This window comes from Arthrobacter sp. T2-23 (assembly GCF_055398325.1).
Window position 1 is genome coordinate 1,872,128 of the sequence record NZ_AP027917.1, and the last position, 25,409, is coordinate 1,897,536.

A 25,409-nucleotide genomic window follows, 5' to 3' on the forward strand; every position below is an offset into this window, starting at 1 on the left:
CACTTGTGGAGGTAGGGACCGGGTGCCGGCGGTGGCCTAGCGGCCGGTCTTCGGGGCGAAGATGCGTGCCACGAGGCGGGCGCCCAGGTTGAGCAGCATCACCAGGATGATGAGGACCAGGGCCGCGCCCCAGGCACGCTGGTCGGAGGGACCCGGGTTGGACGGGGAGGTCGGGTTGAGGATCTGCGTGTAGATGAAAGTGGGCAGCGAGGCCATCCAGCCGCCGAACACGTTGTTGTTGATGGAGGTGGCGAAGCCGGCGGTGACCAGGATCGGGGCGGTCTCACCGATCACGCGGGCGATCGCGAGGGTGACGCCGGAGGCGATGCCGGAGATAGCCGTGGGGATGACCACCTTGATGATGGTCCGCCACTTGCGGACGCCGAGGGCGTACGCGGCTTCACGGAGTTCGTTCGGGACGATCTTGAGCATTTCCTCGCTCGAGCGGACCACCACCGGGATCATCAGGACGGACAGCGCGACGGCGGCGACCGCGCCGGTCTTGGTGCCGGGGCCGACGACGACGAAGAAGAATGCTGCGGCGAACAGACCGGCCACGATCGAGGGGATGCCGGTCATCACGTCGACGAAGAACGTGATGGCACGGGCCAGCGCCCGGTCCTCGCCGTATTCGACGAGGTAGATCGCGGTGAGCAGGCCCACCGGGACGGAAATGACGGTCGCGAGCAGGGTGATCTGCACCGTGCCCACCAGCGCGTGGTAGATGCCGCCCATCACGGGGGCGCCGTTATCGACACTCTTGTTGTCGAACGACCCGGTGACGCCGTTCATCGAAGTGCTTAGAAAGCCCGGGTCCAGCAGGCCGGGGAGGCCCTTGGCCAGGACGGTCCAGATCACCGAGATCAGCGGCAGCAGGGCAATCAGGAAGGCGCCGACCACGAGGCAGCTGGCCAGCCTGTCCTTGGCCTTGCGGGAGCCTTCCACGACGGAGCTCCAGCCAACCAGTCCGGCGGCAAAGAGCAGGGCCGAAACGATGCCCCAGCCGAAGGCATTGAAGCCGATCAGGGCCAGGATGGCAGCCCCGAGGACGAGCGCGAGGCCCAGCACGATGTACGGCGCGGCCTTGGGCAGCTGCCCTTTGGTCAGGGCCGAGCGTTTGCGGGCCGGGGTCAGGGTGGAGGTCATTTAGTTGGCTCCCGAGAATTCTTTGTGCCGGGTGATGATCCACCGGGCAATCATGTTCACGCCCAGCGTGATGACGAACAGCACCAGGCCGGCGGCGATCAGCGTGCTGACCTTGAGGCCGCTGGCTTCGGGGAAGTTCAGGGCGATTTCGGCGGCGATGGTCTGGTTCCCGGACTGGATCAGGCTTGCCGTGAGGGCGCCGGAGGAGAGCACCAAGGCGACGGCCATGGTCTCGCCGAGGGCTCTGCCGAGGCCCAGCATCACGGCGCTGACGATTCCCGGGCGGCCGAACGGCAGCACGGCCATCCGGATCATTTCCCAGCGGGTGGCGCCGAGGGCGAGGGCGGCCTCCTCGTGCAGCTTGGGGGTCTGCAGGAAGATTTCGCGGGAGAGCGAGGTGATGATCGGCAGGACCATCACGGCCAGCACGATACCCGCAGTGAGGATGGTCTTGCCGGTGGCCGAGGCCGGGCCCTGGAAGATCGGCAGCCAGCCCATGTTGCCGGCCAGCCAGTTGTACGCCGGGGAGATTTCCCTGGCCAGGAACGCGGCGCCCCAGGCGCCGTAGACTACGGACGGGATGGCGGCCAGCAGGTCGATCACGTAGCCGAGGCCCGACGCCAGCCCGCGGGGGGCGAAGTGCGAGATGAAGAGTGCGACGCCGATTGCGACCGGGGTCGCGATCACGAGGGCGATCACGGCGGCGATCAGGGTGCCGATGACAATCGGCCAGATGTAGGCGAAGAAGCCTTCGCCGCCCTGGATCTTGTCCGGGGACGCCACGAGGGCGGGGATTGCCTGGATGACGAGGAAGAGTGCCACGCCGAAGAGCACGGCAAGGATCAGGCACCCTGCGGCCAAGGTGGCTGCGGAAAAGACTTTGTCTCCGGCGCGGCCTGCGCCCCGGGACGTGGTCAGGGAGGTGGTGGTCACTTCATGATCCTTCAGCTTCGATCCGCACCGGCGGCCGCGTGGATCTCTCCGGGCCGGCGGCTGTGGATCTTTGGGTACTTCGAAAAAACGCCTAGGTTCCCTGCCCCGGGCGGGCGGTCAATAACCGCCTTTTCGGAACAGGGAACCTGGGGTAGGGCTGGTGTTTCCACTATGCCCTGCGGCGCAAGAGATCCCTAGGACTTGGCCTTGATGGATTCGATGGACTTGAGAGCCTTGTCCTGCAGAGTCTTGGACAGCGGCGCGGACTTGGCGGCGTCGGCGGCAGCCTTCTGGCCGGCGTCGGAGACTACGTAGCTTTCGAAGGCCTTGACCAGGTCCGCGGTTGCCTTGGTGTCGTAGGTGCCGCACACGACGTGGAAGGAGACCAGCACGATCGGGTAGGCGCCTTCGATGGTGGTCTTGCGGTCCAGCTTGATGGAGAGGTCGTTGGCGTTGCGGCCCTCCACCGGCTTGCCGGCGTCGACGGCCTTGGCGGCGGCGTCGGCGGAGATCTTGGTGAACGAACCGCCGACCTTGATCTGGGCGACGCCCAGCTTGCCGCTGACAGCGGAGTCATCTGCGTAGGTGACGGCGCCGGGGGTGTCGGTAACGGTCTTGACGACGCCGGAGGTGCCCTTGGCGTTCTCGCCCTTCAGGGACGCGGGCCAGATGCCGGATGCCTTGTCGGTCCAGACGTCGGAAGCGGCGGCGGCGAGGTAGTCCGTGAAGTTCTGCGTGGTGCCGGAGTCATCCGAGCGGTTCACCGGGGTGACCTTGAGGTCCGGGAGCTTGGCGTCGGGGTTCAGCGCGGCGATGGCCGGGTCGTTCCACTTGGCGATTTCGCCACGGAAGATCTTGGCGACGGTGGGCGCGTCGAGCTTGAGCTCCTTGAGGTCGGGCAGGTTGAAGGCCACCGCGATCGGGGAGATGTAGACCGGGATGTTCAGCGCGCCGTCGGGGCCACACTTGGCCTGCGCGGCGGTCATCTCCTCGTCCTTCAGGTAGGCGTCGGAGCCGGCGAACTGGGCCGAGCCGTCGATGATCGCCTTACGGCCGGCGCCGGAGCCGTCCGGGGAGTACTGGACGTTGGCACCCTGGTTGGCGGAGGCGAAGTTGGTCTTCCACACGTCCATGGCTGCACCCTGCGCGGAGGAGCCGATGCCGGTCAGCGTGCCGGTGACCTTCACGGCGGCCGCAGACGGCGTGGCCGACTGAGCGGTGTTGGTTGCGTTGTCGGAGCCGCAAGCGGTGAGCGCGAGAGCGCCGGCTGCGATGACAGCGATGGCCGCGTTGCGGCCGAAGCGTGATGCCTTCACTAGATGTACCCCTTCCAGGGTTATTCAGATGCGTGCCGGACCGGAGACGTCCGAACAAAAAGACGGTGGATACGTTTGTACCTTTACCGAAGGTAGGTGCCCCAAGTGAAGAGAATTGTGGTCCAAAGTGAACGGCGGGTTAACGACTCCCGGCCATTCGCTGACATCTGACGGGTTGCGGTTGCGTTGCGTGCGTCACAGTCGTAGGGGCCGCGGCCTGCGGCTCCGGCACCGCGGAAGGCAAATAGACTGGTAGGCATGGCCCCCGCTACTGGACTCACCGCAAGCGCACGATTCCTGCGCGGGAGGGTCCGCACCGGCTTTGTCCGGAGCCGCAAGTCGCTCCTGCCGGCGATCCAAATGACGGCCTGCGCCGTCGGGGCCTACGCCTTCGCCGAGTACGTCCTGGGCCATACGGGGCCGCTGTTCGCCGCCACCTCCTCCCTGATCGCCCTGGGCTTCTCCCGCGACCCGCGGCTGCGAAGGGTGGTGGAAGTAGGCCTGGGCTGCACCATCGGCATTGTGGTGGGCGATCTGCTGCTGCACTGGCTGGGCGCGGGGATCTGGCAGGCCGCCGTCGTGCTCCTTTTCTCGATTCTGCTGGCCCGGTTCCTGGACAGCGGAACTATTTTCACCACGCAGCTGGGCCTGCAGTCCCTGCTGGTGGTGCTGCTGCCGGCGCCCGCGGGAGGACCGTTCACCCGGAGCATCGACGCGGTGGTCGGTGGTGTCTTCGCCCTGCTGGTGACCTTCCTAATTCCCAAGGATCCGCGGCGCGAACCCCGCAACGACGTCAAGAAACTGCTGCATGAACTGGCGGAGGTGCTTCGCGAATGCGCCTCTGCCCTGACCCACAGCGACTCCACCCAGGCCTGGCACGCGCTGATCCGCGGCCGCAACTGCCAGCCCCTGGTCGACGCGATGCGCCAGACGCTCCGCGCCTCCGGTGAGGTCGCAGCACTGGCCCCCGCCTACCGGCGGCACCGGGAGGAGCTGGACCGACTGGCGCAGTCGGTGGACTTCATTGACCTCGCGCTGCGCAACAGCCGCGTGTTCGCGCGCCGGCTCACCAGCGCGATCAACCATGCCGCCCTCTCGGACGAGGCGACCGAGAACATCGCGGAGGTCCTGCAGGAAACCGCGGCCGCGATCGACGAACTGGGGCTGGGCCTGGCGGAGGTGCAGGACGGCGCGCGGCGCGCCCACCTGCGCACGGCCCGGGTGGAGCTGAGCGAGACGGCCGGCCGGCTGCACCCCCGGCTGCTGGACGTGCAACGGCTTGAGGGCGAAACTGTCGTGATGCTCTTCCGCCCGCTGATGGTGGACCTTCTCGAGGCCGCCGGCATGGATCCGGACGAGGCCCGCGACATCCTGCCCGCCCTGTAAGGCCGGGGCGGGCTTCCCCGCGGGGCGGACTCCCCGGCGGAGCGGACTCCCCGGCCGCGTCGGTGCCCGGCTGGGCTGGTGTCCGGAAGTGCTAGATGCAGGAGTGGTCGTAATCGAACCCGCCGGAAACGTACTGGGTGAGGCTGACCTTGCCGCCGCCCGTCAGCGCGGGGTCGGCGCAGCCGCGTTTTGCCAGGGCAAGGGTCCGGGCCCCGGCGAGCCAGCTCGGCAGTGTGTAGAGGTTGCTGGCGGACGGCACCGTGCCGACAATCTGGTCCCACTGGCTTCGGCTGGAGTAGAGCCCCGTGCGGGCTCCGATGCTGGCGAAGTACGCGGCCATGCCCTCCAGGTCCGCACGGTTCGCCAAGGTTTCCTGGGACCAGCTGTTGCCGGTCTCGACATCAAGCCACCACATGTACGACGCCGGGTTGCGGAGGCCCCGGATGGTGGCGTCGTCATAGGCCTTCGCGTAACCGTACATGTACGAGCAGGCGGCTCCGTAGGAGTGCCCGGTGCACTCCCCGTACGGGTTGGCCACGGTGGTCCCGCCGTAGCTGTTGCTGCTGGGCCACCACGACCCGGCTGCCCCGGGATTCGCTGTGTTGACGTACAGGGCCACCAGCGGCTGGCCGGTTCCGCCCTTCGAGGTGCCGGCCCAGGTCAGCTGCGTGCCAAGGCAAGGGTTCGTGGTGTTGGCCAGCCCGTTGTTGACGCCGACGATGCCGAAGGTCTGGCCTTTCGGCAATGCCTTGCCACACTGGGGCCACGAGACGTCGTTGCCGGGACCGGGTGCCGTGGCTGCCTCGGCGGGCAGCGCGGCAAACGCCAGGACCGCTGCTGCGGCGGCCGCCAGGACCACCCGGAAATGCCACCGGGAAACAGCTGGGTTACGAGTAGACATGGTCGGCCTTCCGTTAGTGCCTTGGCACGGCAGGAACCCAGCATGGGCGGTAGAGGCGTGCACCGTCAAGGCCCTCCCGCAACGGACGCCGCCCGCCCGAAGCGGGGCTCCGGGCCGGATGTCGGCGCCCCCGGTTAGGGTTGAGCAATGGCAACAAAGACAACCCGAGCCACCAAGGCACCGGGCTATAAGTGCGCGGAATGCGGCTGGACCACGGCCAAGTGGGTCGGCCGCTGCGGCGAATGCCAGGCGTGGGGCACCGTGGAAGAGACCGGCGCCGCTGTGGCGCGGACGACGGCGGCGGCCACCGTCCTGGAACCCGCGCGCCGGATCGCCGACGTCGACGCCACAACGGCCGCGTTCCTCCCCACCGGGGTGGACGAGCTGGACCGGGTGCTGGGCGGCGGCCTGGTCCCCGGCGCGGTGATCCTGCTGGCGGGCGAGCCGGGCGTGGGCAAGTCCACGTTGCTGCTTGACGTCGCGGCCAAGTTTGCCCGCACTGCCCAGGACGTCCTCTACGTCACCGGCGAGGAGTCGGCCGCGCAGGTGAAGCTGCGCGCGGACCGGATCGACGCCGTTGCCGACTCGCTGTACCTGTCGGCCGAGACGGACCTCGGCCAGGCGCTGGGCCAGGTGGAAAAGCTCGAGCCGAGGCTGCTGGTGGTGGATTCGGTTCAGACCCTGAGCAGCGCCGACGTCGAAGGCAGCGCCGGCGGCGTTTCCCAGGTCCGCGAAGTCGCGGCCTCCCTGATTGCCGCGGCCAAGCGCCGCAACATGACCACCCTGCTGGTGGGGCACGTGACCAAGGACGGCTCGATTGCCGGCCCCCGGCTGCTCGAGCATCTGGTGGACGTGGTCTGCCAGTTCGAGGGCGAGCGGCACTCCCGGTTGCGGCTGCTGCGCGCCGTGAAGAACCGCTACGGTCCCACCGACGACGTCGGCTGCTTCGACCTGAACGAGGACGGCATTGTGGGCCTGGCCGACCCGAGCGGCCTGTTTGTTTCCCGGACCAAGGATCCGGTCTCCGGCACCTGCATCACGGTGACCCTGGAGGGGCGCCGCCCGCTGCTGGCCGAAGTCCAGTCCCTGCTGGCCGAGAGCGCCAATGCGCAGCCGCGGCGGGCCACCAGCGGGCTCGACAGCTCACGGGTGGCGATGCTGCTGGCCGTCCTTCAGCAGCGTGCCGGCTGCCTGCTGCACAAGGACGACTCCTACGTGGCGACCGTGGGCGGGGTGAAGCTCAGCGAGCCGGCCACGGATCTTGCCGTGGCCCTGGCCGTCGCCTCCGCAAAGGCCAAGAAACCGCTTCCGCAGCGGCTCATCGCCTTCGGTGAAGTGGGGCTGGCCGGCGAGGTCCGGCCGGTGCCCGGGATCAACCAGCGTATCCAGGAGGCCCACCGCCTGGGGTTCACCCATGCGGTGGTCCCCGCCAGTCCCAACGGCCCCGGCCCGGTCCCGGCCGGCTTCTCGGTCCGGGAGGTCAGCCACCTGGCCGAGGCCCTGGGCCTGCTGATCAGCTGACGCCCGGCGCCGCACGTCCCGGAGGCGACTTAGGACCCTAGCGCTCCGCTTCGCGCGGGCGCACGATTGGAACAGGAGCTTCCAGCGGCGAAGGGACCGGTCATGATGTGGGGGTACGGGCAGAACCTCGGGTGGATGTGGCTCTGGGGCATGCTGCTCCTGGTCGGAATCGCAGTGCTTGTTCTGCTCGCGATCCGGGTCTTCGGCGGCCCCGGCCGCGGCGGCCTGCCCGGGCACGGACAGCCCGGGCCCTACGGCACACCCCCGGTGCCCGGCCGGAGCCCCGGAACCCCGGGGGGCCGAAGCCAGGCCCGGCTGATCCTCGACGAGCGCTTCGCGCGGGGCGAGCTGACCGCGGAGCAGTACCGCGAACATGTGAGGGAACTCGGCGAGGGCACGTAGTGCCGCCGATCAGCCGCCGGAACGCCCTGCTGCTGGGCGGACTCGGAGCCGCCGGGACCATTGCCGGCGGTACCGGACTGTGGCTTTCCCTCAACTCCGGGCCGGCGCCGGTCACCGGGCAGGACCTGGCCCAGCCCGGGGCGCTCCGCAGCTCGGGCGGCGTCCTCGCCGCGACCCTTGAGGCGGCCCCGGGACGGCTGCCGCTGGCCGGGCGGCTGGCCGGTGCTTTGGGCTACAACGGCGGCACCCCGGGACCCACCCTGCGGCTCCGGGCAGGCGACGTGCTCAGGCTCCGGCTCGTGAACAAGCTCGCCGAACCCAGCAACCTGCACCTGCACGGGCTCCACGTGTCGCCCGAGGGCAACGGAGACAACCCTTTCGTGACCGTGGAACCGGGCAGCAGCTTCGACTACGAATACCAGCTCCCGGCCGGGCACCCGCCGGGCCTGTACTGGTACCACCCGCACCATCACGGAAGGGTGGCGGACCAGATCTTCGCCGGGCTTTTCGGCGCCATCATCGTCGAGGACCCAGAGCCCGTTCCGGCGAGCGCTGAACGCATCCTGTTGGTCTCCGATACCAGCCTCGACGCCGGGGGAACGTGGCAGAGGCCACCGAGCCGGAGCGGATGGCCGGACGGGAGGGCACCCTCGTGCTGGTCAACGGACAGGCCAACCCCCGCCTGGCGGCGCGTCCCGGGGAACGGGAGCGCTGGCGGATCGTCAACTGCTGCGTGGCGCGGTACCTGCGGTTGCGGCTGGACGGGCAAAAGTTGCAGCTGCTGGGAATGGACTCCGGGAGGTTCCAGTCGCCGTCGGACGTGCACGAGGTGCTGCTGGCGCCGGGGAACCGGGCGGAACTGCTCGTCACGGCCGCCGCCGGGGAATCCGTGCTGCGGGCACTGCCCTACAACCGGGGAAACATGGCCGGGATGGCCGGCCGCGGCATGGGTCCCGGACAGCCGGAGGGCGCACCATCGGATCCAGCCGGCACCGCCTTGGCGACTCTGCTGGTCGCCGGCGACCCCGCGTCCCCAGCCGCCGCCGTTCCCGCCGGGCCGGCACCGCCGGAACTCGGCTCCGCCGTCGTGGCCGCCCGCCGGCAATTGGTCCTCGCCACCCCCATGGGGATGGGTCCGGGGATGGGCCCGATGGGCTTCAGCATCAACGGGCGGACATTCGACGCGAGCAGGACGGACACCGCCGTGGCCGCCGGGACCGTCGAGGAGTGGACCCTGGTCAACCGGAGCCCGATGGACCACCCGTTCCACCTGCACGTGTGGCCGATGCAGCTGATCGCGGAAAACGGCCGGCCCGCGGAACCCGCCGGCCTGCGGGATGTGGTCAATGTGCCAGCCAACGGGCGGGCCACTGTGCGGATCGCGTTCCGGGATTTTTCCGGCCGCTCGGTCTACCACTGCCACATCCTGGACCATGAGGACCTCGGCATGATGGGCGTGATCGAGGTGCGTTGACGCCGCTCTGCCGCGCGGCGCGGCACCCCTCCCCGGCCGCGCCTAAACACTTGCCAAGCATACCCCCCGGGGGTATGTTGTAGGTGAAACCGGACGCCAAGGAGACTTTGCAGGAAGCAGGAATCATGGAACACCAGCACAGTGGCCGCACGGAGCAATTGCAGGCCGGCGGCGCCACCGGACACACGCACCACCCCGGCCGGCTACCCGGCCGGCAACCCGCCCGTGACGATGAGCACCTGGTGCACAGCCACGGCCAGCACGCCGGGCACAGCGTCGCGATGTTCAAGAACAGGTTCTGGCTGACGCTCGCGCTGGCGGTCCCAGTGGTGCTGTTCAGCCCGATGTTCGGCGCTCTGCTCGGCTACCAGCCGCCCGAGTTCCCCGGCTCCGCTTGGATTCCGCCGGTCCTTGGCACGGTGGTGTTCCTCTACGGCGGCCAGCCCTTCCTCAAGGGCGGACTCTCCGAGCTGAAGGCGCGCACGCCGGGAATGATGCTCCTGATCGCCATGGCCATCACGGTCGCTTTTCTCGCATCCTGGGCGACCAGCCTGGGAATCGGCGGGTTTGACCTGGATTTCTGGTGGGAACTGGCGCTCCTGGTGGCGATCATGCTGCTGGGGCACTGGATCGAGATGCGGGCCCTCGGTTCGGCGCAGGGCGCGCTGGACGCCTTGGCGGCGCTGCTGCCCGATGAAGCGGAGCGCATCACTGACGGCGGGACTGAAACGGTGAGCGTCGCAGATCTCGCCATCGGCGACGCGATCCTGGTCCGCCCGGGTGGCCGGATGCCAGCGGACGGCACTGTCACCGAGGGCCAGGCGGAGTTCGACGAGTCGATGATCACCGGTGAATCCAAAACGGTCCTTCGCTCCCCCGGCGATCCGGTGGTCGCCGGGACCATCGCGACGGACAACAGCGTCCGCGTGCGGGTCTCAGCGATCGGTGAGGACACCGCCCTGGCCGGAATCCAGCGCCTCGTGGCCGAGGCCCAGGCCTCCTCCTCGCGGGCCCAGGCCCTCGCGGACAGGGCGGCGGCCTTCCTGTTCTACTTTGCCGCCGGGGCCGGCATCCTGACCTTTATCGCCTGGACCCTGCTGGGAAGCGTGGCCGACGCCGTCGAACGCACCGTTACGGTGCTTGTCATCGCCTGCCCGCACGCCCTGGGCCTCGCCATCCCGCTGGTGATTGCCATATCCACCGAGCGGGCCGCGCGGGCGGGGGTACTGATCAAGGACCGGATGGCACTGGAACGGATGCGCACCGTCGACGTCGTGCTCTTCGACAAGACCGGAACCCTCACCAAGGGAACCCCCGAGGTTTGGGCCGTGGCCGCCGCGGAGGGCGCCGACCAGGACGAGGTCCTGGCCTTGGCCGCCGCGGTGGAGTCGGACAGCGAGCACCCCGTGGCCCGCGCGATTGTCAGCGCCGCCCGCGAGCGCGGTCTGGACGTTCCGACCGCAACGGACTTCACCTCGCTGACCGGCCGCGGCGTCCGCGCCAGCATCGGCAGCAGGCAGCTGCACGTGGGCGGACCGGCCCAGCTGCGGGAACTCGGCGCCGCGGAACCCCCGGAGCTCGCCGCCGCCACCACCGGCTGGATCGAGCGCGGCGCCGCCGTGCTGCACCTGATCGAGGGAGGCCGCGTGCTGGGTGCGGTCAGCCTGGAGGATGCGGTGCGCCCGGAATCCCGCCAGGCCGTCGCGGCGCTGCAGCACCGCGGCATCAAGGTCGCCATGATCACGGGCGACGCGCGGCAGGTGGCCCGGGCCGTCGCGGCGGAACTCGACATTGACGAGGTCTTCGCCGAGGTACTGCCGGCGGACAAGGACAAGAAGGTGGCCGCGCTGCAGGCGCGCGGCCTGAAGGTGGCCATGGTGGGCGACGGCGTCAACGACTCCCCCGCGCTGGCCCGTGCCGAGGTGGGGATCGCCATCGGCGGCGGGACGGATGTGGCCGTCGAGTCCGCCGGCGTGGTCCTGGCCGGCAACGACCCCCGCGCAGTGCTCTCCATGGTGGACCTTTCCCGGGCCAGCTACCGGAAGATGTGGCAGAACCTGGTCTGGGCCACTGGCTACAACCTCGTCGCCGTGCCGCTGGCCGCCGGGGTCCTGGCCTTCGCCGGGATCATCCTCTCCCCCGCTGCCGGTGCCGTGCTGATGTCAGCTTCGACGATTGTGGTGGCGCTGAACGCCCAGCTGCTGCGGCGCCTGAAGCTCAACCCGGCCCAGGTCCGCTGAACGTGACGCCCATGGACGCCCGCTCAAACACCCCTTCCTTCGGCCGCTCCTACGCCCGCGTCGGTCCGCGGATGGACGCCCGCGGTGCGGCGGCCCACCGCCGCCGTTTGGTGGAGGCGGCGCACGGTACCGTCGTCGAAATCGGGGCAGGCTACGGTGCGACCTTCCCGTTCTACCCGCCCACGGTTTCACAGGTGCTGGCGCTCGAACCGGACCCCACGCTGCGTGCCCTGGCGCGGGACGCCGCGGCCACGGCGCCGGTCCCGGTCACGGTGCTCAACGGGGTCGCGGAGTCGCTGCCGGCCGCGGATGCCTCGGTGGACGTCGTCGTCTCCAGCCTGGTGCTGTGCAGCGTGGCCGAGCCGGCAGACGTCCTGGCCGAGGCCCTCCGGGTCCTCAAGCCGGGGGGCCAACTGCTGTTCTACGAGCATGTCCGCTCCGCGCACCGGTTGCTGGCGGCGGCGGAGGACCTGCTCACCCCGCTCTGGAGCCGGCTGGCAGGCGGCTGCCACCCGAACCGGGACACCGCCGCGCTGATTGTCCGGGCGGGCCTGGCGGTTCAGTCTCTGGACCGCTTCGGCTTCGCGGCCCTGCCCGGCAACCCGCCGGTGGCCCACGTCCTTGGGGTGGCCGTCAAGGCCTAGGGCCGCCAGGGCGGCCGCCCGGCCCGGGGAAACCGGGCTGGAGCCCGGAACAAAGAACGCAGGACAAAGAAAGGACGCCCGCCGCGATGGCAGGCGTCCTTTCCGGCAGGCTCGGGTGCTTAGGCCTTTTTGGGCGGCAGGGCGAGCTTGAAGATCTTGGCCCAGGTGGAGCCGACCTGCTTCCAGATCGGGCCGGTGGTGTACGGCAGTCCGTAGCGCCTGCAGATCTCCTGCACCTTGGGCGCCACCTCGGCGTAGCGGTTGGACGGCAGGTCCGGGAAGAGGTGGTGTTCGATCTGGTGCGAGAGGTTGCCGGTCATGAGGTGCATGAACTTGGAGCCGGAGATGTTGGCCGAGCCGATCATCTGGCGCACGTACCAGTCGCCGCGGGTCTCGCCGTCGACCATTTCCTCGGTGAAGGTGTCCGTCCCGTCGGGGAAGTGCCCGCAGAAGATCACCGCATGGGCCCACACGTTGCGGACCGCGTTCGCGGTCAGTGTGCCGTAGAGGGCCTGCTTGCCGGAGCCGGTGAGCATGGCGACGGCGGGCGTGGCGGCGTAATCCTTGGTGAACTGCTTCAGCGCCTTGCGTCCGAGCGCCTTGAGGTCCTTGGTGAGTGCTTCCTTGGACTTCCGGCCCTCGCGGTAGTCCACGAGCTCGAGGTCGTAGATCGCGATGCCCCACTCGAAGACCGGGGCCAGCAACGCGTTGTAGAGCGGGTTGCCCAGGTTGAAGGGCTTCCACTCCTGCTGCGGGTCCATCCGCAGCAGGTTGTACCCGATGTCGTTGTCCTTGCCGACGACGTTGGTCCAGCGGTGGTGCAGGTCGTTGTGGGTGTGCTGCCAGGAACGCGCCGGGGTGACGAAGTCCCACTCCCAGGTGGTGGAGTGGATGTCCGGGTCGCGCATCCAGTCCCACTGGCCGTGCAGGATGTTGTGTCCCAGCTCCATGTTTTCCAGGATCTTGGCGAAGCTCAGCAGCGTGGTGCCGGTGACCCAGGCGGCCTTGTTCTTGCTGACCAGCAGCGCGGCGCGGCCGGAGATCTCCAGGGCGCGCTGGATCTTGATCATGCGGCGGATGTAGGCGGCGTCGGAGGAACCGCGCTTGGCGAGGATGTCGTCCTTGATGGCGTCCAGCTCGCGGCCTAGCTCTGCGACCTGCTCGTCGGAGAGGTGCGCGGCGGCGGGCGGCCGCAGCAGCGGGCTGCCGGTCTCGGCGAGCGCCCCGGGCCGCTTCTTTACGGCGGCGGGAGCCTTGGCGGCGCCAGCGCCGGCTCTGGCGCCCTGGGGAGCGTCCTCGGAAACGTCGGGCTTGTCGGAAACAATCGTCATGCGGTGGTTCTCCTCAGAGGTCGAGGTTAACGGGTCCGGCGGCTGCCGAAACACACGTCTGGATTAGTTGGCCGGGCTCGCCATGGACTTCGTCCGTGCGCAGGTCACGGACCTGTCCGGCCCGGAGGGGGATAAGGCAGCTGTGGCAGATGCCCATCCGGCAGCCGCTGGGCATCAGCACGCCGGCGTCCTCGCCGACGTCGAGCAGCGGGGTGTCACCGTCGGCCTCGACTTCGCGGTCGGAGGCCTCGAAGGTGACCAGTCCGCCGTCGCGCCCTTCCCCGCCGGCGAGTTTGGTACTGAAGCGTTCGATGGTGAGACTGGCTTCGGAGGGTTCGGTGCCGGCGGCTTCTGCCTCCCAGAGGGCCTCGGTGTCGTCGAGGAACCCTTCGGGGCCGCAGGCGTAGGCGGCGCGTCCGCGCCAGTCGGGGCACAGCCGGTCGAGGGTTGCCGCCGTGCCAAAGTCCAGCCGTCCGTGTTCACCGCTGAACCAGTGGATGACCTTGAAATTGGGGAATTGATCAGCCAGTTCGGCCAGTTCCTCGCGGAAAATGGCGTCGGCCGCCGTGCGGGCCGTGTGGACCAAGACGACGTCGGCGTCGGGGCGGCGCGGGACCAGCGTCCGGATCATCGACATCACCGGAGTGATGCCGCTGCCGGCAGTGAGCATCAGCAGCGGACGCGGATGCTCCGGCAGGACGAAGTCGCCCTGGGGCGGCGCTAGGAAAAGGACGTCGCCGGGCTTCGTGGTGCGGACCAGGGCTCCGGAAACGGCACCCATGTCCGTGACGGTGATGGCGGGGTCCTCGCCGGCGGGTGCGCTGAGCGAATAGGAGCGCCAGTGGCGCACGCCGTTGAGTTCGACGCCGATGCGGGCCCACTGGCCTGCTCGGTGCGCTTGCCAGCCTCGGCCGGGACGGAAGAAAATGGTGGCGGAATCGGCCGTTTCTGGAACCACCCGGGTGACCACGCCGCGCAACTGGCGGGCGGAAAACACGGGATTGAACAGCGACAGAATATCTTCTGGAGCTAGGGGGGTGGTCAGTAGAGATGCGGCGCGCGCCAGCTTACGGAGCCGGATCATCTACCAAGCCTATGTCAGCTTGCGTCATAATTCTTCACCCAAGGCATACGATCTACCTGAAGAAACTATCTCCACACAACAACTTTTTTGGAAACCGTTATGGATGCTTCGCCCGCCGGGCACCCCGGCTACCCCGCCTACGACCCGCCGTGGCTTGCCTTGCCGAAGGAGGTCTCCGACATGCTCCGGCCCAGGATGCCCGGCATCGTGGAGGCCATCATCGAGGCCGTGCCGCAACTGGTTCCCGCCTATGCCCGGCCGATCGAGGGCCGCTTCGGGCGAGGCCTGCGGCGCGGCGTGGCCACGGCGCTGGACCGCTTCCTGCAGTTGCCCGGCACCACGTTGCCGGCGCTTTCCGAGGAAAGCCGGCAGCTAGTGGCGGGACTGGGCAGCGGCGAGTTCCGGCAGGGCAGGAGCATGGATGCGCTGCTGAGCGCCTACCGGATGGGTGCCCGCGTGACGTTCCGCGAGATGTCGAAAGTCTCGGTGGAACACCATCTGGGCCAGAACGTGGTGGTGGATCTGGGCGAGTCGATCCTGGCCTACATCGACGAACTTTCCGCGGTCAGCGCCGAAGCCTACGCCTTCGAGCAGTCCGAACGCGCGGGAGCGGTGGACCGGCGGCGCACCGAATTGCTGGACCTGCTGCTGCTGGGTCAGGCGGACGAGGCGGCCCTGCGCCAGACGGCGGCCATGGCGGACTGGTCGCTGCCCGTGCGCATGGTGGTGGTGACGCTGCCGGTGGACCGGGCCGCCGGGCTGCGGCTGCGGCTGGGGCCGGGAACGCTGGTGATCGAACGCGAGACCGACGCCGTGGCGCTGGTTCCTGCGCGCAAGTCCAAGTCCGCGCGGAGCGACCTTGAGGCGGCGCTCCGGGGCCGCGGCGCCTCCGTGGGGCCGGCCGGTGGCTGGGAGAAGGTTCCCGAATCCCTGCGGCTGGCCGTGCTGGCAGCGTCCGTCCTGCCGCACCGGGACGGCCCCGATGACCCGCCCATCTGGGCGGACGAACATCTGGCGGCGGTAATCCTGGGCGCCGAGCCTTCCGCGATCACTGAACTGGCCACCCGCCGGCTCGCTCCGCTGGAGGGACTCCGCCCGGCGCAGCGCGAGCGGCTCGCCGAGACGCTGCTCTCCTGGCTGCGCCACTGGGGCCAGCGCGGACCCGTGGCGGCCGAGCTGGGCATCCATCCGCAGACCGTGGGCTACCGGGCGGCCCAGCTGCGCGAGCTGTTCGGTGACGCGCTGGAGGACCCGGTGGCACGGTTTGAGCTGGAACTCGCGCTCCACGCTGGTAAGCGTTAGACAGCGCCGGCGCTAGCTGGCCATGGCCCCGCGGCTCTGCAGCCGCATCTCCAGGTCGTTCATGACAATCGCGGCGAGGTCCTCGAGCGTACGGGTGTCCTCTGCGGAGAACTCCCGCGGCTCCCGGTCCAGGATGCAGAACGTGCCGAGGTTGAAGCCGTCTGGGGTGCGCAGCGGGACCCCCGCATAGAACTGCAGCCCGAACTCCCCGGCCACGAGCGGGTTGGACAGGGTCCGCGGGTCCGTCACGGCATCCTCGACGACCCAGGGGCCGTCCTGCAGGATCGCCGAGGCGCACAGCCCGGGATCCCGGCCGATCTGGGTGACATCGGTGCCGTGGTGGGCCTTGAACCAGATCCGATCGTGGTCCACGACGCTCACGATCGCCACCGGTACCGAAAACACCCGGGCTGCAAGCGCTGCGATCCGGTCGAAGGAACCGTCCTCGGGGGTATCAAGGATCTGGTACCGCTCGACGGCGCGCATCCGGCCGTCCTCGTCGTTCGTCGTTGCCTCGAGCTGCCGGTGGCGGCCGGCGCCGTTGATGACTTCCTGGCGCAGGGCGAGGGAGACCTCCCGGGCGGGCGGCCGGGCGGCCGGGTCCCGGGACAGCATGGAGGACAGCAGCGCCACCCACATGGGGGCGAGCTCCTCCGGAATCTGGGGATCCTGCAGCAGCCGGGCGACGGCGGACTGGATCGGCGCGCCGGGGTAGGCCATCTTCCCGGTGAGTCCTTCGAGCAGCACGAGTCCCAGCGAGTAGATGTCGCTGGCCGGCCCGGCCGGGTCGCCGGCGGCCTGCTCGGGGCTCAGGTAGGCGGGGGTCCCGGAGGTGCCGCCGTCGTCGTCCATGCGGTTTTGCCCGAGGATGGCCGCAACGCCGAAGTCGGTCAGTTTGGCCCGGGGCCGGCGGTCGTCGCTGCTGTAGTTGACCAGCAGGATGTTCGCCGGCTTGATGTCCCGGTGGACGATCCCGTGGTGGTGGATGTACGACAGCCCGTCCGCCAGGTCATAGCCGATGTGGGCCATGTGCGCGGCGGAAAGCGGGCCCTGGAGGGTCCGCTGGCGCAGGTCGTGACCGGGCACGAGTTCCATCACCAGGTAGGTCAGTCGGGAGTCCGGATCGCTCAGGTCGGCGCCGGCGTCGAACAGGGTGACCAGGGCGTGGTGGCTCATCCCTGCGAGAATCCGGACTTCCTGCCCCTGCCGGCGTGTGCGTTGGAGATCGTCCGCGTCGTTGCGGAAGAGCTTGACCGCCACCTCGCGCTGCAGCAGCTCATCGTGCGCGCGGTAGACGGTCGATTGGCTTCCCCTGCCAATGAGGGCTTCGATCCGGTACCGTCCGCTCAGCAGAAAGCCGGATTCCATAGTTATTGTCAACGGGGTTCTTGTTCCCTCGATACGGGTCCGCACGGGGAAATCGGGCGGATCAGTCCTAAAGCCGGCCAGTCGGCCAGCGCCCGCGCTATTAGCAAGGTTACTTATGATACCGCGAAAAGCGGATTCAGGAAGACCCTGCGGCGGGTTATTTCGGGCGCCCCGGCGGGCCGCCCGTCGGTGCTCCGGACCGCGGTCCGGAGGCTACTTTGCGGGGTTGTGCGTGCCGATCGGCAGGAGCGTCAGGTCCGGGTGGTTCTTCTCGATCCGGCGCAGGGCCCAGACGTCGTTGAACAGCGCCAGGTATTCTCCATCGGAGCGGAGCAGCACCTCGGCGCCCGGCACGTTGGCCAGCGCGGGCATGGCGTCCGCCGTCGTGATCCGGGCGAGAGAGTAAGGCAGACGCTCCAGCCGCATCGGGGCACTGAAGTCGTGCGCCATCCGGTCCTCGACCACCTCGAACTGCATCGGGCCAACAGCTGCCAGCACCGGGGCCTGGTCGCCGCGGATGTCGGAGCGGAGCACCTGGATCACACCCTCGTGTTCGAGCTGTTCGATGCCGCGGCGGAACTGCTTGAAGCGGCTGGGGTCCTTCGAGCGCGCCACCTGGAAGTGCTCCGGGGCGAACAGCGGGATGGCGGGGAACTCCACGGGCTGCTCCAGGAACAGGCTGTCCCCCACGCGCAGGGAGGAGGCGTTCACGAGGCCAACGACGTCGCCCGGGAAGGCTTCGTCGATCACCTCGCGTTCGCGGCCGAAGACCTGCTGGGCGTACTTGGTGGCGAACGACTTCCCGGTCCGGCCCTGCGTGACCACCATGCCGCGTTCGAAGATGCCGGAGCAGACCCGGATGAATGCGACGTGGTCGCGGTGGGCCTTGTTCATGCCGGCCTGGACCTTGAAGACGAACCCGGCGAACGGCGCGTCGACCGGCCGCGGGTCGCCGTCGACGTCGGGCCTGGGGGCAGCGGGCGGCGCGAAGTCCACCAGGGCGTCGAGGATTTCCTTGACGCCGAAGTTCAGCGCGGCGGAACTGAACAGGATCGGCGTCGCCTTGCCGGCGTGGAAGGCGTCGACGTCGAACGCGAGGTTGGATTCGATCACGAGGCCGGCCTCGTCGACGGCGTTGGACCAGTCCCCGCCCTGGCTGGCGGCAGCCTGCTCGGGGGTGAAGTACTCGGTCAGGGCGATGTTGGCGCCGGCGTTGTTGCGCTGGAACCGGGCGAAACGGTCGTTGCGCAGGTCCCACACGCCGCGGAAGTCACCGGAGATCCCCACCGCCCAGGTCAGCGGCATCGGCTGCAGGCCCGTGCGTTCGGTGATCTCATCCATCAGGGCCAGGGCATCCAGGCCCGGCCGGTCCCACTTGTTGATCACGGTGATGATCGGCAGGTTGCGCTGCTTGCAGACCTCGAAAAGCTTCATGGTCTGGGTTTCCAGGCCCTTGGCGGCGTCCACGAGCATCACGGCGCAGTCGACGGCGGCGAGCACCCGGTAGGTGTCCTCGGAGAAGTCCGCGTGGCCGGGGGTGTCCAGAAGGTTGATGACGGTGTCGCGGTAGGCGAACTGCAGCGCCGCGGAGCTGATGGAGATGCCGCGGTCCTTCTCCATCTGCATCCAGTCGGAGACGGTTTCCTTGCGGTTGGCTTTGCCGCTGGATGCACCGGCGGTGCCGATCACCTTCGCGTGCAGGGCGAGCGCCTCGGTCAGCGTGGACTTACCGGCGTCGGGGTGCGAAATGACTGCGAAGGTCCGGCGCCGGGCTGCCTGCTTGTGAATCTCCTGGACTCGGGCGGGGCTGTGGACTTCTTGAGACACGGTGCTACTTTCGCTGCGGCTGTGGACGGGTCACGGCGCGGAGAGCCCGCGGTACACCCAAGGCTCCAAGTTTATCGCAGGCAGCGCCGGACCCCGGGCCGAGAGGGAAAAGTGCGGTTTCCACGGAGGAGTCCACGGCCATCCGCGGGGCACCTCGGTCCGTGCCGGAATGGGCCACTTTGAGGCTTGACCGTGCGGAAACAGCCCTCCGGTACCCCTATGATGGTGCTTACGGGAAACCGGGCATTTTTGTTCTTGCCGGCAAACGGTTGAAAACCGGTAAAAACGGCGTACTTGCGGGCAGCGGCCTGCACCTTTGAAGGGAAAACCTATGGCTCGGAGCCCCGAAGATGCACTCAAGGCGACTCTGGCCAGGGTGGCACCGGGGACGGCCCTGCGGGACGGGCTGGAACGCATCCTCCGCGGGCGCACCGGCGCCCTGATCGTGCTGGGCATCGACCGGACCATCGAATCCATCTGTTCCGGCGGTTTCGAAATCGGTATCGACTTCTCCCCCACCCGGCTGCGCGAACTGGCCAAAATGGACGGGGCGATCGTCTGCGACAAGGACGCGAGCAACATCCTGCGCGCGGCGGTCCAGCTGGTCCCGGACTCCAGCATCGAAACCCAGGAATCCGGCACCCGGCACCGGACCGCGGAGCGTGTTGCCATCCAGACCGGCGTCCCGGTCATCTCGGTGAGCCAGTCGATGCAGATCATCGCGCTTTACGTCAACGGCCTGCGCCACGTCCTGGAAGGCTCCGAGAAGGTCCTGGCCCGCGCCAACCAGGCCCTGGCAACCCTGGAGCGCTACCGTTCACGCCTGGACCAGGTGACCAGCTCACTGTCCGCCCTGGAAATCGAGGCCATGGTGACGGTCCGCGACGTCGCCGTGACCCTGCAGCGCCAGGAAATGGTGCGGCGCATCTCCGAGGAGATTTCCCAGTACGTGCTGGAACTCGGCGAGGACGGCCGGCTGCTCTCGCTCCAGCTGGACGAGCTGACGGTGGGCCGCGGGCCGGGCAGCGACGTGATCATCCGGGACTACTCGGGCCCGCACGCCTCGGCCGAAGACATCGAGAAGGCCGTCAAGGCGCTCGTGAACCTGGGGCCCACCGAGCTCATCGACCTCGGCAAGATCGCCGGGATCGTCGGCTTCGCCGGCGGCGAGGCGAACCTCGACGCCGTCGTGCAGCCGCGCGGCTACCGCCTGCTGTCCGGACTGAAGGCGGTGCCCAAGGCCGTCGCCGACCGCCTGGTGGACCACTTTGGCGGGCTGCAGTTCCTGATGGCCGCCACCATCGACGACCTTATGACCGTGGACGGCATCGGCGACCAGCGTGCCCGGACCGTCCGCGAGGGCCTGAGCCGTATGGCCGAGGCGAGCCTGCTGGACCGGTTCCTCTAGGCCCCTGATTCCCGTCGGCTGCTCCGTAACGTCCCTTTTGGGCCCGCGAAACGGCCGCTACGGGGCAATCGCTGGAGCTCAGCCGAGCTGGAAGACGGCTTTCGGGCTGGTCTTGTTGCCGAGCCGGGCGGTGAACACGTAGGTTCCTCCGGCAGGTTGGACCGCGACGGCAGCGCAGCCCTCCACCGTACGGTTGCGGGCCCACGGGAAGTTTGCCGTCTCGCTCTTGCCCGGGGCAATCGTCTTGACCAGGTCGCTGCTCTCCGCCTGGCAGTCCTTGGAGGAGAAGATCCGGTCCGACCCGCTGGTGACCAGATACTCCATCTGCGACGTGCCGATGTTAACCTCGCACGGGACGCTGTTGCCGTTGGTGACCTTCAGGGTCAGCAGCGGATTCTCCCCCGCCGCGTAGGCTGCCTTGTCCGTGGCCGCGGCGACGGTGACGAGCTTCTGGTCGCAGCCCGAGCTCGGGCTGGGCGTGGCCGCGGCGGATTCCTGTGTGCTGGGAGCCGGGGTACTCCCGGGCTTTTCCTGCTGGGGGGATTCGCTGGCCGTGGCCGCCGGGTCCGCACCGTTGAGGGCGGTGGAGATCGCGACGAAACCGCCGACGCTGAGGGACAGCACCAGCAGCAGAATGGCCCCGACGAAGAGCCGGCGGCGGCGGTACACGGGACTGACCGGCTTCCGGGACGGGTTTCCGCTGGTCTTTGCCCTGGCGGACGCCTTCGGTCCCGAACCGTGCGTACCTGAGTTGCCTTGCCTGACCATCCTTCTAGGCTAGAGAACGCGGCGGGTTATGCCGGCAAACCACGCCGCTGGCCGGACTATGGTCCGCATCTCTATTAAGCTGGATCGATCAAAGCCCTAGCCGATTCCCCCGCCCTCCCGGCCGCCCCGGCGGTTCCGCTCACCCAACTGCACGCTGCCCTCGACGGCTGGTTCGACGAAACGGCCCGGGATCTTCCGTGGCGCGCGCAGGACTGCTCCGCCTGGGGTGTGCTGGTCAGCGAAATCATGCTTCAGCAGACCCCCGTGGTCCGGGTGCTGCCGGTCTGGGAGGAATGGCTCCGGCGCTGGCGCGCCCCGGCCGATCTGGCCCGCGAGGCCGCCGGCGAGGCGGTCCGGTCCTGGGGCCGGCTGGGGTATCCTCGGCGGGCCCTGCGGTTGCACGCGGCCGCCGTCGCGATCGTGGACAACCACGGTGGCCAGGTCCCGGGCGGCTACACGGAGCTGCTCGAGCTCCCCGGCGTCGGCAGCTACACGGCGGCTGCCGTCGCAGCGTTTGCCTTCGGCAAGAGGGAGACGGTGGTGGACACCAACATCCGCCGGGTCCACGCCCGGCTCGTCACCGGCGCCGCGCTGCCGGCCCCGGCCCTGACGGCGGGCGAAATGCGGCTCGCCGCACAACTGCTGCCCGACGACGGCGCAGCCTCCGTGCGCTGGAACGCCGCCGTGATGGAACTGGGGGCGCTGGTCTGCACCGCCCGGGCCCCCAAATGCGGTGAGTGCCCCGTGCGCGGCGCCTGCGCGTGGCTCGCCGCCGGCGAACCTCCGCCCACCTACACACCCAAGGGGCAGGCCTGGCACGGGACGGACCGGCAGGTGCGCGGCGCCGTGCTCGCCGTCCTGCGTGTGGCCGAGTCGCCGGTGCCCCGCGAACTGCTGGAGCGCGCGCCGGTGGACCTGGGTTTCGAAACCGGCGGGATCGGCGTTCCGCTCGCAGCGCTGCACCGGCTGAGCTCCGCGCCGGAGCAACTGGAACGCGCCGTCTCCGGGCTGCTCAGCGACGGCCTGGCCGAGCTGCACGCCGGCGGCCTGCGGCTTCCGGGCTGAGCCTTCCGGCCTGAGCGTTCCGGGCTGGGTCTTCCGGGCGGGGCCTTCCGGGCGGGGTCAGGGCTCCCCGAAGCCGGCCCGGATCAGGCCGCCCAGGTAGTCCACGGCCTTGCCGGCGTCAGGGCCGCTGGCCTCGACGTGCAGCACCGTCCCCTTGGCGGCGCCGAGCATCATCAGCTCGGTCATGGACGCGCCGTCCACCCCGTTGACCGTGACATCGGCGTCCATCCCGGCCACGCCGCCGGCGATTTTCGCAGCCGGCCGGGCGTGCATCCCGGCCTGGTTGACCAGTTCGAAGTCGCCCTGGGCGTCCGGCGGCTGCTGGTGCTCGTGCGCGGTACCGTGCGGGTGCGCCGGCGGCCGGTAGACGGCTTCGGCCGCCTCTTTCACCGTCTCGGCGTCGGCCCCCGCCTGGGCCGAGACCGCGGCGGCGACGAGCCCTTCGATGAGCGGGGCGTCGGCGAGGTGGATGGACTCCGGCTCGGCGGCGAATTCCACCGCCGATGCGGCTGTCATAACGGCGGATCCAAGGTCGGTCAGCACCACGATGCCGTCTCCCCCCGCCGCCTGTTCCAGCGCGGCCATGACCTTCTCAAGGCTGGTTCCGATCCGGCCGTCGTCGGTGCCGCCCGCGGCGATGATCAGGACGTCCGGCGCCATTTGCGCGGCAAGTTCGACGGCGCCGTCGGCGATCTTTTCGCTGTGGGAAACGACGACGAGCCGGACGGTCATCCGGCGGCTCCCGACGCGGCGCGCAGGATCAGGGCACTGGATACCGCCCCGGGGTCGCGGTGGCCGATGCTGCGCTCCCCCAGGTAGCTGGCGCGGCCCTTGCGGGCCAGCATCGGGTCGGTGGATACGGCCCCGGCTTCGGCCGCCTCGGCCGCGGCGGCCAGCACCTTGTGCACGTCGCCCTCGGCGGCGGCGGCGGCGGACGCGTCGACGGCGGGGGTCCAGGCATCCACCATCGTCTTGTCTCCGGACTCGGCCTTCCCGCGGGCCACGATGCCGTCACGGGCCGCCTGCAGGGCGGCGGCCAGGGTGGCGGCGTCGATGTCGGCGGCGTCCCCGAGCGCGGTGGCTGCGCGCAGGAAGGCCGTACCGTACAGCGGCCCGGCGGCGCCGCCGACCTTCGACATCAGCGTCATGGCGGTCAGCTTCAGCGCCGCACCCGCCGTTTCCGGCGGGGTTTCGGCGAGCTTGTCCATCACGGCCTTGAAGCCTCGGTCCATGTTCTCGCCGTGGTCGGAGTCCCCGATGGGCCGGTCCAGCTCGATGAGTTCGACCCTGTGTTCCGCCATGGCCTCCGCGGACAGGGTCAGCCAGCGCACCGCCCAGTTGACGTCAAGCCCCATGTTCAGACGCCCCAGCGAAGGGCCGCCGTGTGGACGGGCGCGTCCCAGAGCCCGGTCATTTCATCGTCGAGGCGCAGGACGGTGATGGAGCAGCCCTGCATCTCAAGCGAGGTGATGTAGTTGCCCACCAGCGAGCGCGCCACGGTGACGCCCTGGTCCGCGAGTCGCTGCGCGGCCCTGCGGTAGACGATGTACAGCTCGCTCGCCGGGGTGCCCCCCATGCCGTTGACGAACAACAGGACCTTGTCTCCCGAGGCGAGGCCGAGGTCGCTGACCACCGGGTCGAGGAGGCGGTCCGTGATGCCGTCCGCGGGCTCCATCGGGATCTTGTGCCGCCCGGGCTCCCCGTGGATGCCGATGCCGATCTCGATTTCGTTTTCCTCGAGCTCAAAGCTGGGCACTCCGGCGTGCGGGACGGTGCACGCGCTCAGGGCGACGCCCATGCTGCGCACGTTCTGGTTGACACGGTCGCCGATGGCCGCGACGGCGTCGAGGCCGTCCCCGCGCTCGGCTGCGGCGCCGGCGATCTTCTCGACCAGGACGGTGCCGCCCACACCGCGGCGGCCCGCCGTATAGAGCGAGTCCTGCACGGCGACGTCATCGTTGACCAGCACCGTGCGCACCTCCACCCCCTCGGCCTGCGCCAGCTCGGCGGCGGTTTCGAAGTTCAGCACGTCGCCGGTGTAGTTCTTCACGATATGCACGACGCCGGCGCCGGAGTTCACCGCGAGGGTGGCCGGCAGGATCTGGTCCGGGGTGGGCGAGGTGAACACCGCGCCGGGCACCGCGGCGTCGAGCATGCCCATCCCTACGTAACCGCCGTGCAGGGGTTCGTGGCCGCTGCCGCCGCCGGAGACGAGGCCGACCTTGCCCGCCACCGGCGCGTCCTTGCGGACAATGAATTTCGGATCCGGGTGGACAGTCACCAGGTCGGCATGGGCCAGCCCGAACCCTTCCACTGACTCGTCGACCACGGCTTTGGGATCATTGATGAGTTTCTTCATGGCTGCGCTCCCTGGATGGTGTCCTGGCTGCTTGCTTAGACCCTACTACCGGGGCCCGGCCAGCGGTAGGCTCCGGATTCAACCGCAACCGGAGCTCAGGGCCGGGGTGCCGCCTCGGGCGTGAAGCCGGGCCAGGCGTCGGCGCCGAGCGCGTCCTGGCGTCGCGGCCGGTGCGCGGAGCCGCCACTGGCTCCGCCGGACACGCCTTCCCCGCCGGACGGGTCCGGCGGCAGCGGCAAGGCGTCGACTGTCATTTGGAATGCGGAGAAATCTGGAAAAATCACGCGATTCTGCAATTTCTGCCTCCGGAAGCTGGCGGCCCGCCCCATCGGGCCGGGATCAGTTTATCCACCAAGTTGATTTAGCGGAAGACCCCGGACCCGGGCAGGAGAGGCGGCCTACAGAGTCCGGATCATCCGGGTGTTGCCCAGGGTGTTCGGCTTGACCCGCGCGAGGTCCAGGAATTCGGCAACGCCCTCGTCGTGCGAGCGCAGGAGCTCCGAATACACCACCGGGTCCACCGCCGTCTGGTCCGCCATCACGTCAAAACCGTGCTTCTTGAAGAACTCCACCTCGAAGGTCAGGCAGAACACGCGGGCGATGCCCAGCGCCCTCGCATCGTCCAGCAGGCGCTCCACCAGCAGGTGGCCCACACCCTTGCCGCGCCAGGCGTCCGAGGTGGCCAGCGTGCGCACCTCGGCCAGGTCCTCCCACATCACATGCAGCGCACCGCAGCCGATCACCTCGCCGTCGGCCGTTTCGGCGATCCGGAACTCCTGGAGGCTTTCGTAGTACGCCACGGTTTCCTTGGCCATGAGGATCCGCTGTTCGGCCAGGGGTGCCACGAGGGTCTTGATAGCGGCGACATCGCCGGTGCGGGCAGGGCGGATGCGGATCGTCTCAGTCACAGCCCAATCCTACGGGGCGGCCCCCG

General features: G+C 69.2%; 23 protein-coding genes and 1 pseudogene. 10 read left to right on the forward strand and 14 right to left on the reverse strand.

Annotated features, from left to right (window positions below; translation table 11 throughout):
* Positions 1–36 precede the first annotated feature (36 nt).
* The 3 genes from pstA to pstS form a co-directional block, all read right to left on the reverse strand.
* Positions 37–1,146, reverse strand: a complete 1,110-nt coding sequence (gene pstA, locus ACZ5Z0_RS08595) for a phosphate ABC transporter permease PstA (protein WP_464108039.1) — start codon at positions 1,144–1,146, stop codon at positions 37–39.
* A complete protein-coding gene (gene pstC, locus ACZ5Z0_RS08600) occupies positions 1,147–2,079 on the reverse strand; it encodes a phosphate ABC transporter permease subunit PstC (RefSeq protein ID WP_464108040.1) in 933 nt (310 codons plus the stop codon).
* A gap of 194 nt (positions 2,080–2,273) precedes the next feature.
* Positions 2,274–3,395: a phosphate ABC transporter substrate-binding protein PstS gene (gene pstS, locus ACZ5Z0_RS08605; protein ID WP_464108041.1), complete on the reverse strand. Its 1,122-nt coding sequence runs from the start codon at positions 3,393–3,395 to the stop codon at positions 2,274–2,276.
* A 258-nt stretch (positions 3,396–3,653) separates the two neighbouring features.
* Between pstS and ACZ5Z0_RS08610 the strand changes: the two genes are divergently transcribed.
* Positions 3,654–4,781, forward strand: coding sequence for an FUSC family protein (locus ACZ5Z0_RS08610; RefSeq protein ID WP_464108042.1), 1,128 nt, complete (start codon positions 3,654–3,656; stop codon positions 4,779–4,781).
* A 91-nt stretch (positions 4,782–4,872) separates the two neighbouring features.
* Here ACZ5Z0_RS08610 and ACZ5Z0_RS08615 read toward each other — a convergent pair whose 3' ends face one another.
* On the reverse strand, positions 4,873–5,682 hold the full coding sequence (locus ACZ5Z0_RS08615; protein ID WP_464108043.1) for a glycoside hydrolase family 25 domain-containing protein: 810 nt from the start codon (positions 5,680–5,682) through the stop codon (positions 4,873–4,875).
* Positions 5,683–5,829: 147 nt separating this feature from the next.
* Between ACZ5Z0_RS08615 and radA the strand changes: the two genes are divergently transcribed.
* The 6 genes and pseudogenes from radA to ACZ5Z0_RS08645 all read left to right on the forward strand — a co-directional run bounded on the left by radA (position 5,830) and on the right by ACZ5Z0_RS08645 (position 11,963).
* Entirely contained in the window at positions 5,830–7,203 is a 1,374-nt protein-coding gene (radA, locus tag ACZ5Z0_RS08620) for a DNA repair protein RadA (RefSeq protein ID WP_464108044.1), read from the forward strand.
* Between the two features lie 102 nt (positions 7,204–7,305).
* Positions 7,306–7,605: an SHOCT domain-containing protein gene (locus ACZ5Z0_RS08625; RefSeq protein ID WP_464108045.1), complete on the forward strand. Its 300-nt coding sequence runs from the start codon at positions 7,306–7,308 to the stop codon at positions 7,603–7,605.
* Positions 7,605–8,081 (forward strand): annotated as a pseudogene (locus ACZ5Z0_RS08630) (multicopper oxidase domain-containing protein); the annotation flags it as partial. The gene ACZ5Z0_RS08625 and the pseudogene ACZ5Z0_RS08630, both read left to right, overlap by 1 nt.
* A gap of 125 nt (positions 8,082–8,206) precedes the next feature.
* Positions 8,207–9,079, forward strand: a complete 873-nt coding sequence (locus tag ACZ5Z0_RS08635) for a multicopper oxidase family protein (RefSeq protein WP_464108046.1) — start codon at positions 8,207–8,209, stop codon at positions 9,077–9,079.
* A 125-nt stretch (positions 9,080–9,204) separates the two neighbouring features.
* A complete protein-coding gene (locus ACZ5Z0_RS08640; RefSeq protein ID WP_464110755.1) occupies positions 9,205–11,319 on the forward strand; it encodes a heavy metal translocating P-type ATPase in 2,115 nt (704 codons plus the stop codon).
* An 11-nt stretch (positions 11,320–11,330) separates the two neighbouring features.
* The gene (locus ACZ5Z0_RS08645; RefSeq protein ID WP_464108047.1) at positions 11,331–11,963 is read left to right on the forward strand and encodes a class I SAM-dependent methyltransferase; all 633 of its coding nucleotides are present in this window, start codon (positions 11,331–11,333) and stop codon (positions 11,961–11,963) included.
* A gap of 119 nt (positions 11,964–12,082) precedes the next feature.
* Here the strand turns inward: ACZ5Z0_RS08645 and ACZ5Z0_RS08650 are convergent, their stop codons facing one another.
* Positions 12,083–13,294 (reverse strand): fatty acid desaturase family protein, encoded by a 1,212-nt coding sequence (locus tag ACZ5Z0_RS08650; RefSeq protein WP_464108048.1) that lies wholly within the window; start codon positions 13,292–13,294, stop codon positions 12,083–12,085.
* A 13-nt stretch (positions 13,295–13,307) separates the two neighbouring features.
* A complete protein-coding gene (locus ACZ5Z0_RS08655; RefSeq protein WP_464108049.1) occupies positions 13,308–14,378 on the reverse strand; it encodes a ferredoxin reductase in 1,071 nt (356 codons plus the stop codon).
* A gap of 99 nt (positions 14,379–14,477) precedes the next feature.
* On the opposite strand from ACZ5Z0_RS08655, the gene ACZ5Z0_RS08660 reads away from it, so the two are divergent.
* Entirely contained in the window at positions 14,478–15,680 is a 1,203-nt protein-coding gene (locus tag ACZ5Z0_RS08660) for a PucR family transcriptional regulator (RefSeq protein WP_464108050.1), read from the forward strand.
* A gap of 12 nt (positions 15,681–15,692) precedes the next feature.
* Here the strand turns inward: ACZ5Z0_RS08660 and ACZ5Z0_RS08665 are convergent, their stop codons facing one another.
* Together ACZ5Z0_RS08665 and ACZ5Z0_RS08670 are read right to left on the reverse strand one after the other, a co-directional pair.
* Positions 15,693–17,048 (reverse strand): GAF domain-containing serine/threonine-protein kinase, encoded by a 1,356-nt coding sequence (locus tag ACZ5Z0_RS08665; protein WP_464108051.1) that lies wholly within the window; start codon positions 17,046–17,048, stop codon positions 15,693–15,695.
* Between the two features lie 213 nt (positions 17,049–17,261).
* Positions 17,262–18,875: a peptide chain release factor 3 gene (locus ACZ5Z0_RS08670; RefSeq protein WP_138767774.1), complete on the reverse strand. Its 1,614-nt coding sequence runs from the start codon at positions 18,873–18,875 to the stop codon at positions 17,262–17,264.
* Positions 18,876–19,206: 331 nt separating this feature from the next.
* Between ACZ5Z0_RS08670 and disA the strand changes: the two genes are divergently transcribed.
* On the forward strand, positions 19,207–20,283 hold the full coding sequence (disA, locus tag ACZ5Z0_RS08675) for a DNA integrity scanning diadenylate cyclase DisA (RefSeq protein ID WP_138767775.1): 1,077 nt from the start codon (positions 19,207–19,209) through the stop codon (positions 20,281–20,283).
* Between the two features lie 78 nt (positions 20,284–20,361).
* Here disA and ACZ5Z0_RS08680 read toward each other — a convergent pair whose 3' ends face one another.
* Positions 20,362–21,051, reverse strand: a complete 690-nt coding sequence (locus ACZ5Z0_RS08680; RefSeq protein ID WP_464108052.1) for a hypothetical protein — start codon at positions 21,049–21,051, stop codon at positions 20,362–20,364.
* A 246-nt stretch (positions 21,052–21,297) separates the two neighbouring features.
* On the opposite strand from ACZ5Z0_RS08680, the gene ACZ5Z0_RS08685 reads away from it, so the two are divergent.
* Entirely contained in the window at positions 21,298–22,116 is an 819-nt protein-coding gene (locus tag ACZ5Z0_RS08685; RefSeq protein ID WP_464108053.1) for an HhH-GPD family protein, read from the forward strand.
* Positions 22,117–22,173: 57 nt separating this feature from the next.
* Here ACZ5Z0_RS08685 and dhaM read toward each other — a convergent pair whose 3' ends face one another.
* The 5 genes from dhaM to ACZ5Z0_RS08710 form a co-directional block, all read right to left on the reverse strand.
* Positions 22,174–22,848: a dihydroxyacetone kinase phosphoryl donor subunit DhaM gene (gene dhaM, locus ACZ5Z0_RS08690; protein WP_464108054.1), complete on the reverse strand. Its 675-nt coding sequence runs from the start codon at positions 22,846–22,848 to the stop codon at positions 22,174–22,176.
* A complete protein-coding gene (gene dhaL, locus ACZ5Z0_RS08695; RefSeq protein ID WP_464108055.1) occupies positions 22,845–23,471 on the reverse strand; it encodes a dihydroxyacetone kinase subunit DhaL in 627 nt (208 codons plus the stop codon). Before dhaL ends, dhaM begins: the two co-directional genes overlap by 4 nt.
* A gap of 2 nt (positions 23,472–23,473) precedes the next feature.
* On the reverse strand, positions 23,474–24,475 hold the full coding sequence (dhaK, locus tag ACZ5Z0_RS08700; RefSeq protein WP_464108056.1) for a dihydroxyacetone kinase subunit DhaK: 1,002 nt from the start codon (positions 24,473–24,475) through the stop codon (positions 23,474–23,476).
* 95 nt (positions 24,476–24,570) lie between these two features.
* Positions 24,571–24,729, reverse strand: coding sequence for a hypothetical protein (locus ACZ5Z0_RS08705; protein WP_464108057.1), 159 nt, complete (start codon positions 24,727–24,729; stop codon positions 24,571–24,573).
* A 144-nt stretch (positions 24,730–24,873) separates the two neighbouring features.
* Positions 24,874–25,383, reverse strand: a complete 510-nt coding sequence (locus tag ACZ5Z0_RS08710; protein WP_464108058.1) for an amino-acid N-acetyltransferase — start codon at positions 25,381–25,383, stop codon at positions 24,874–24,876.
* Positions 25,384–25,409 lie beyond the last annotated feature (26 nt).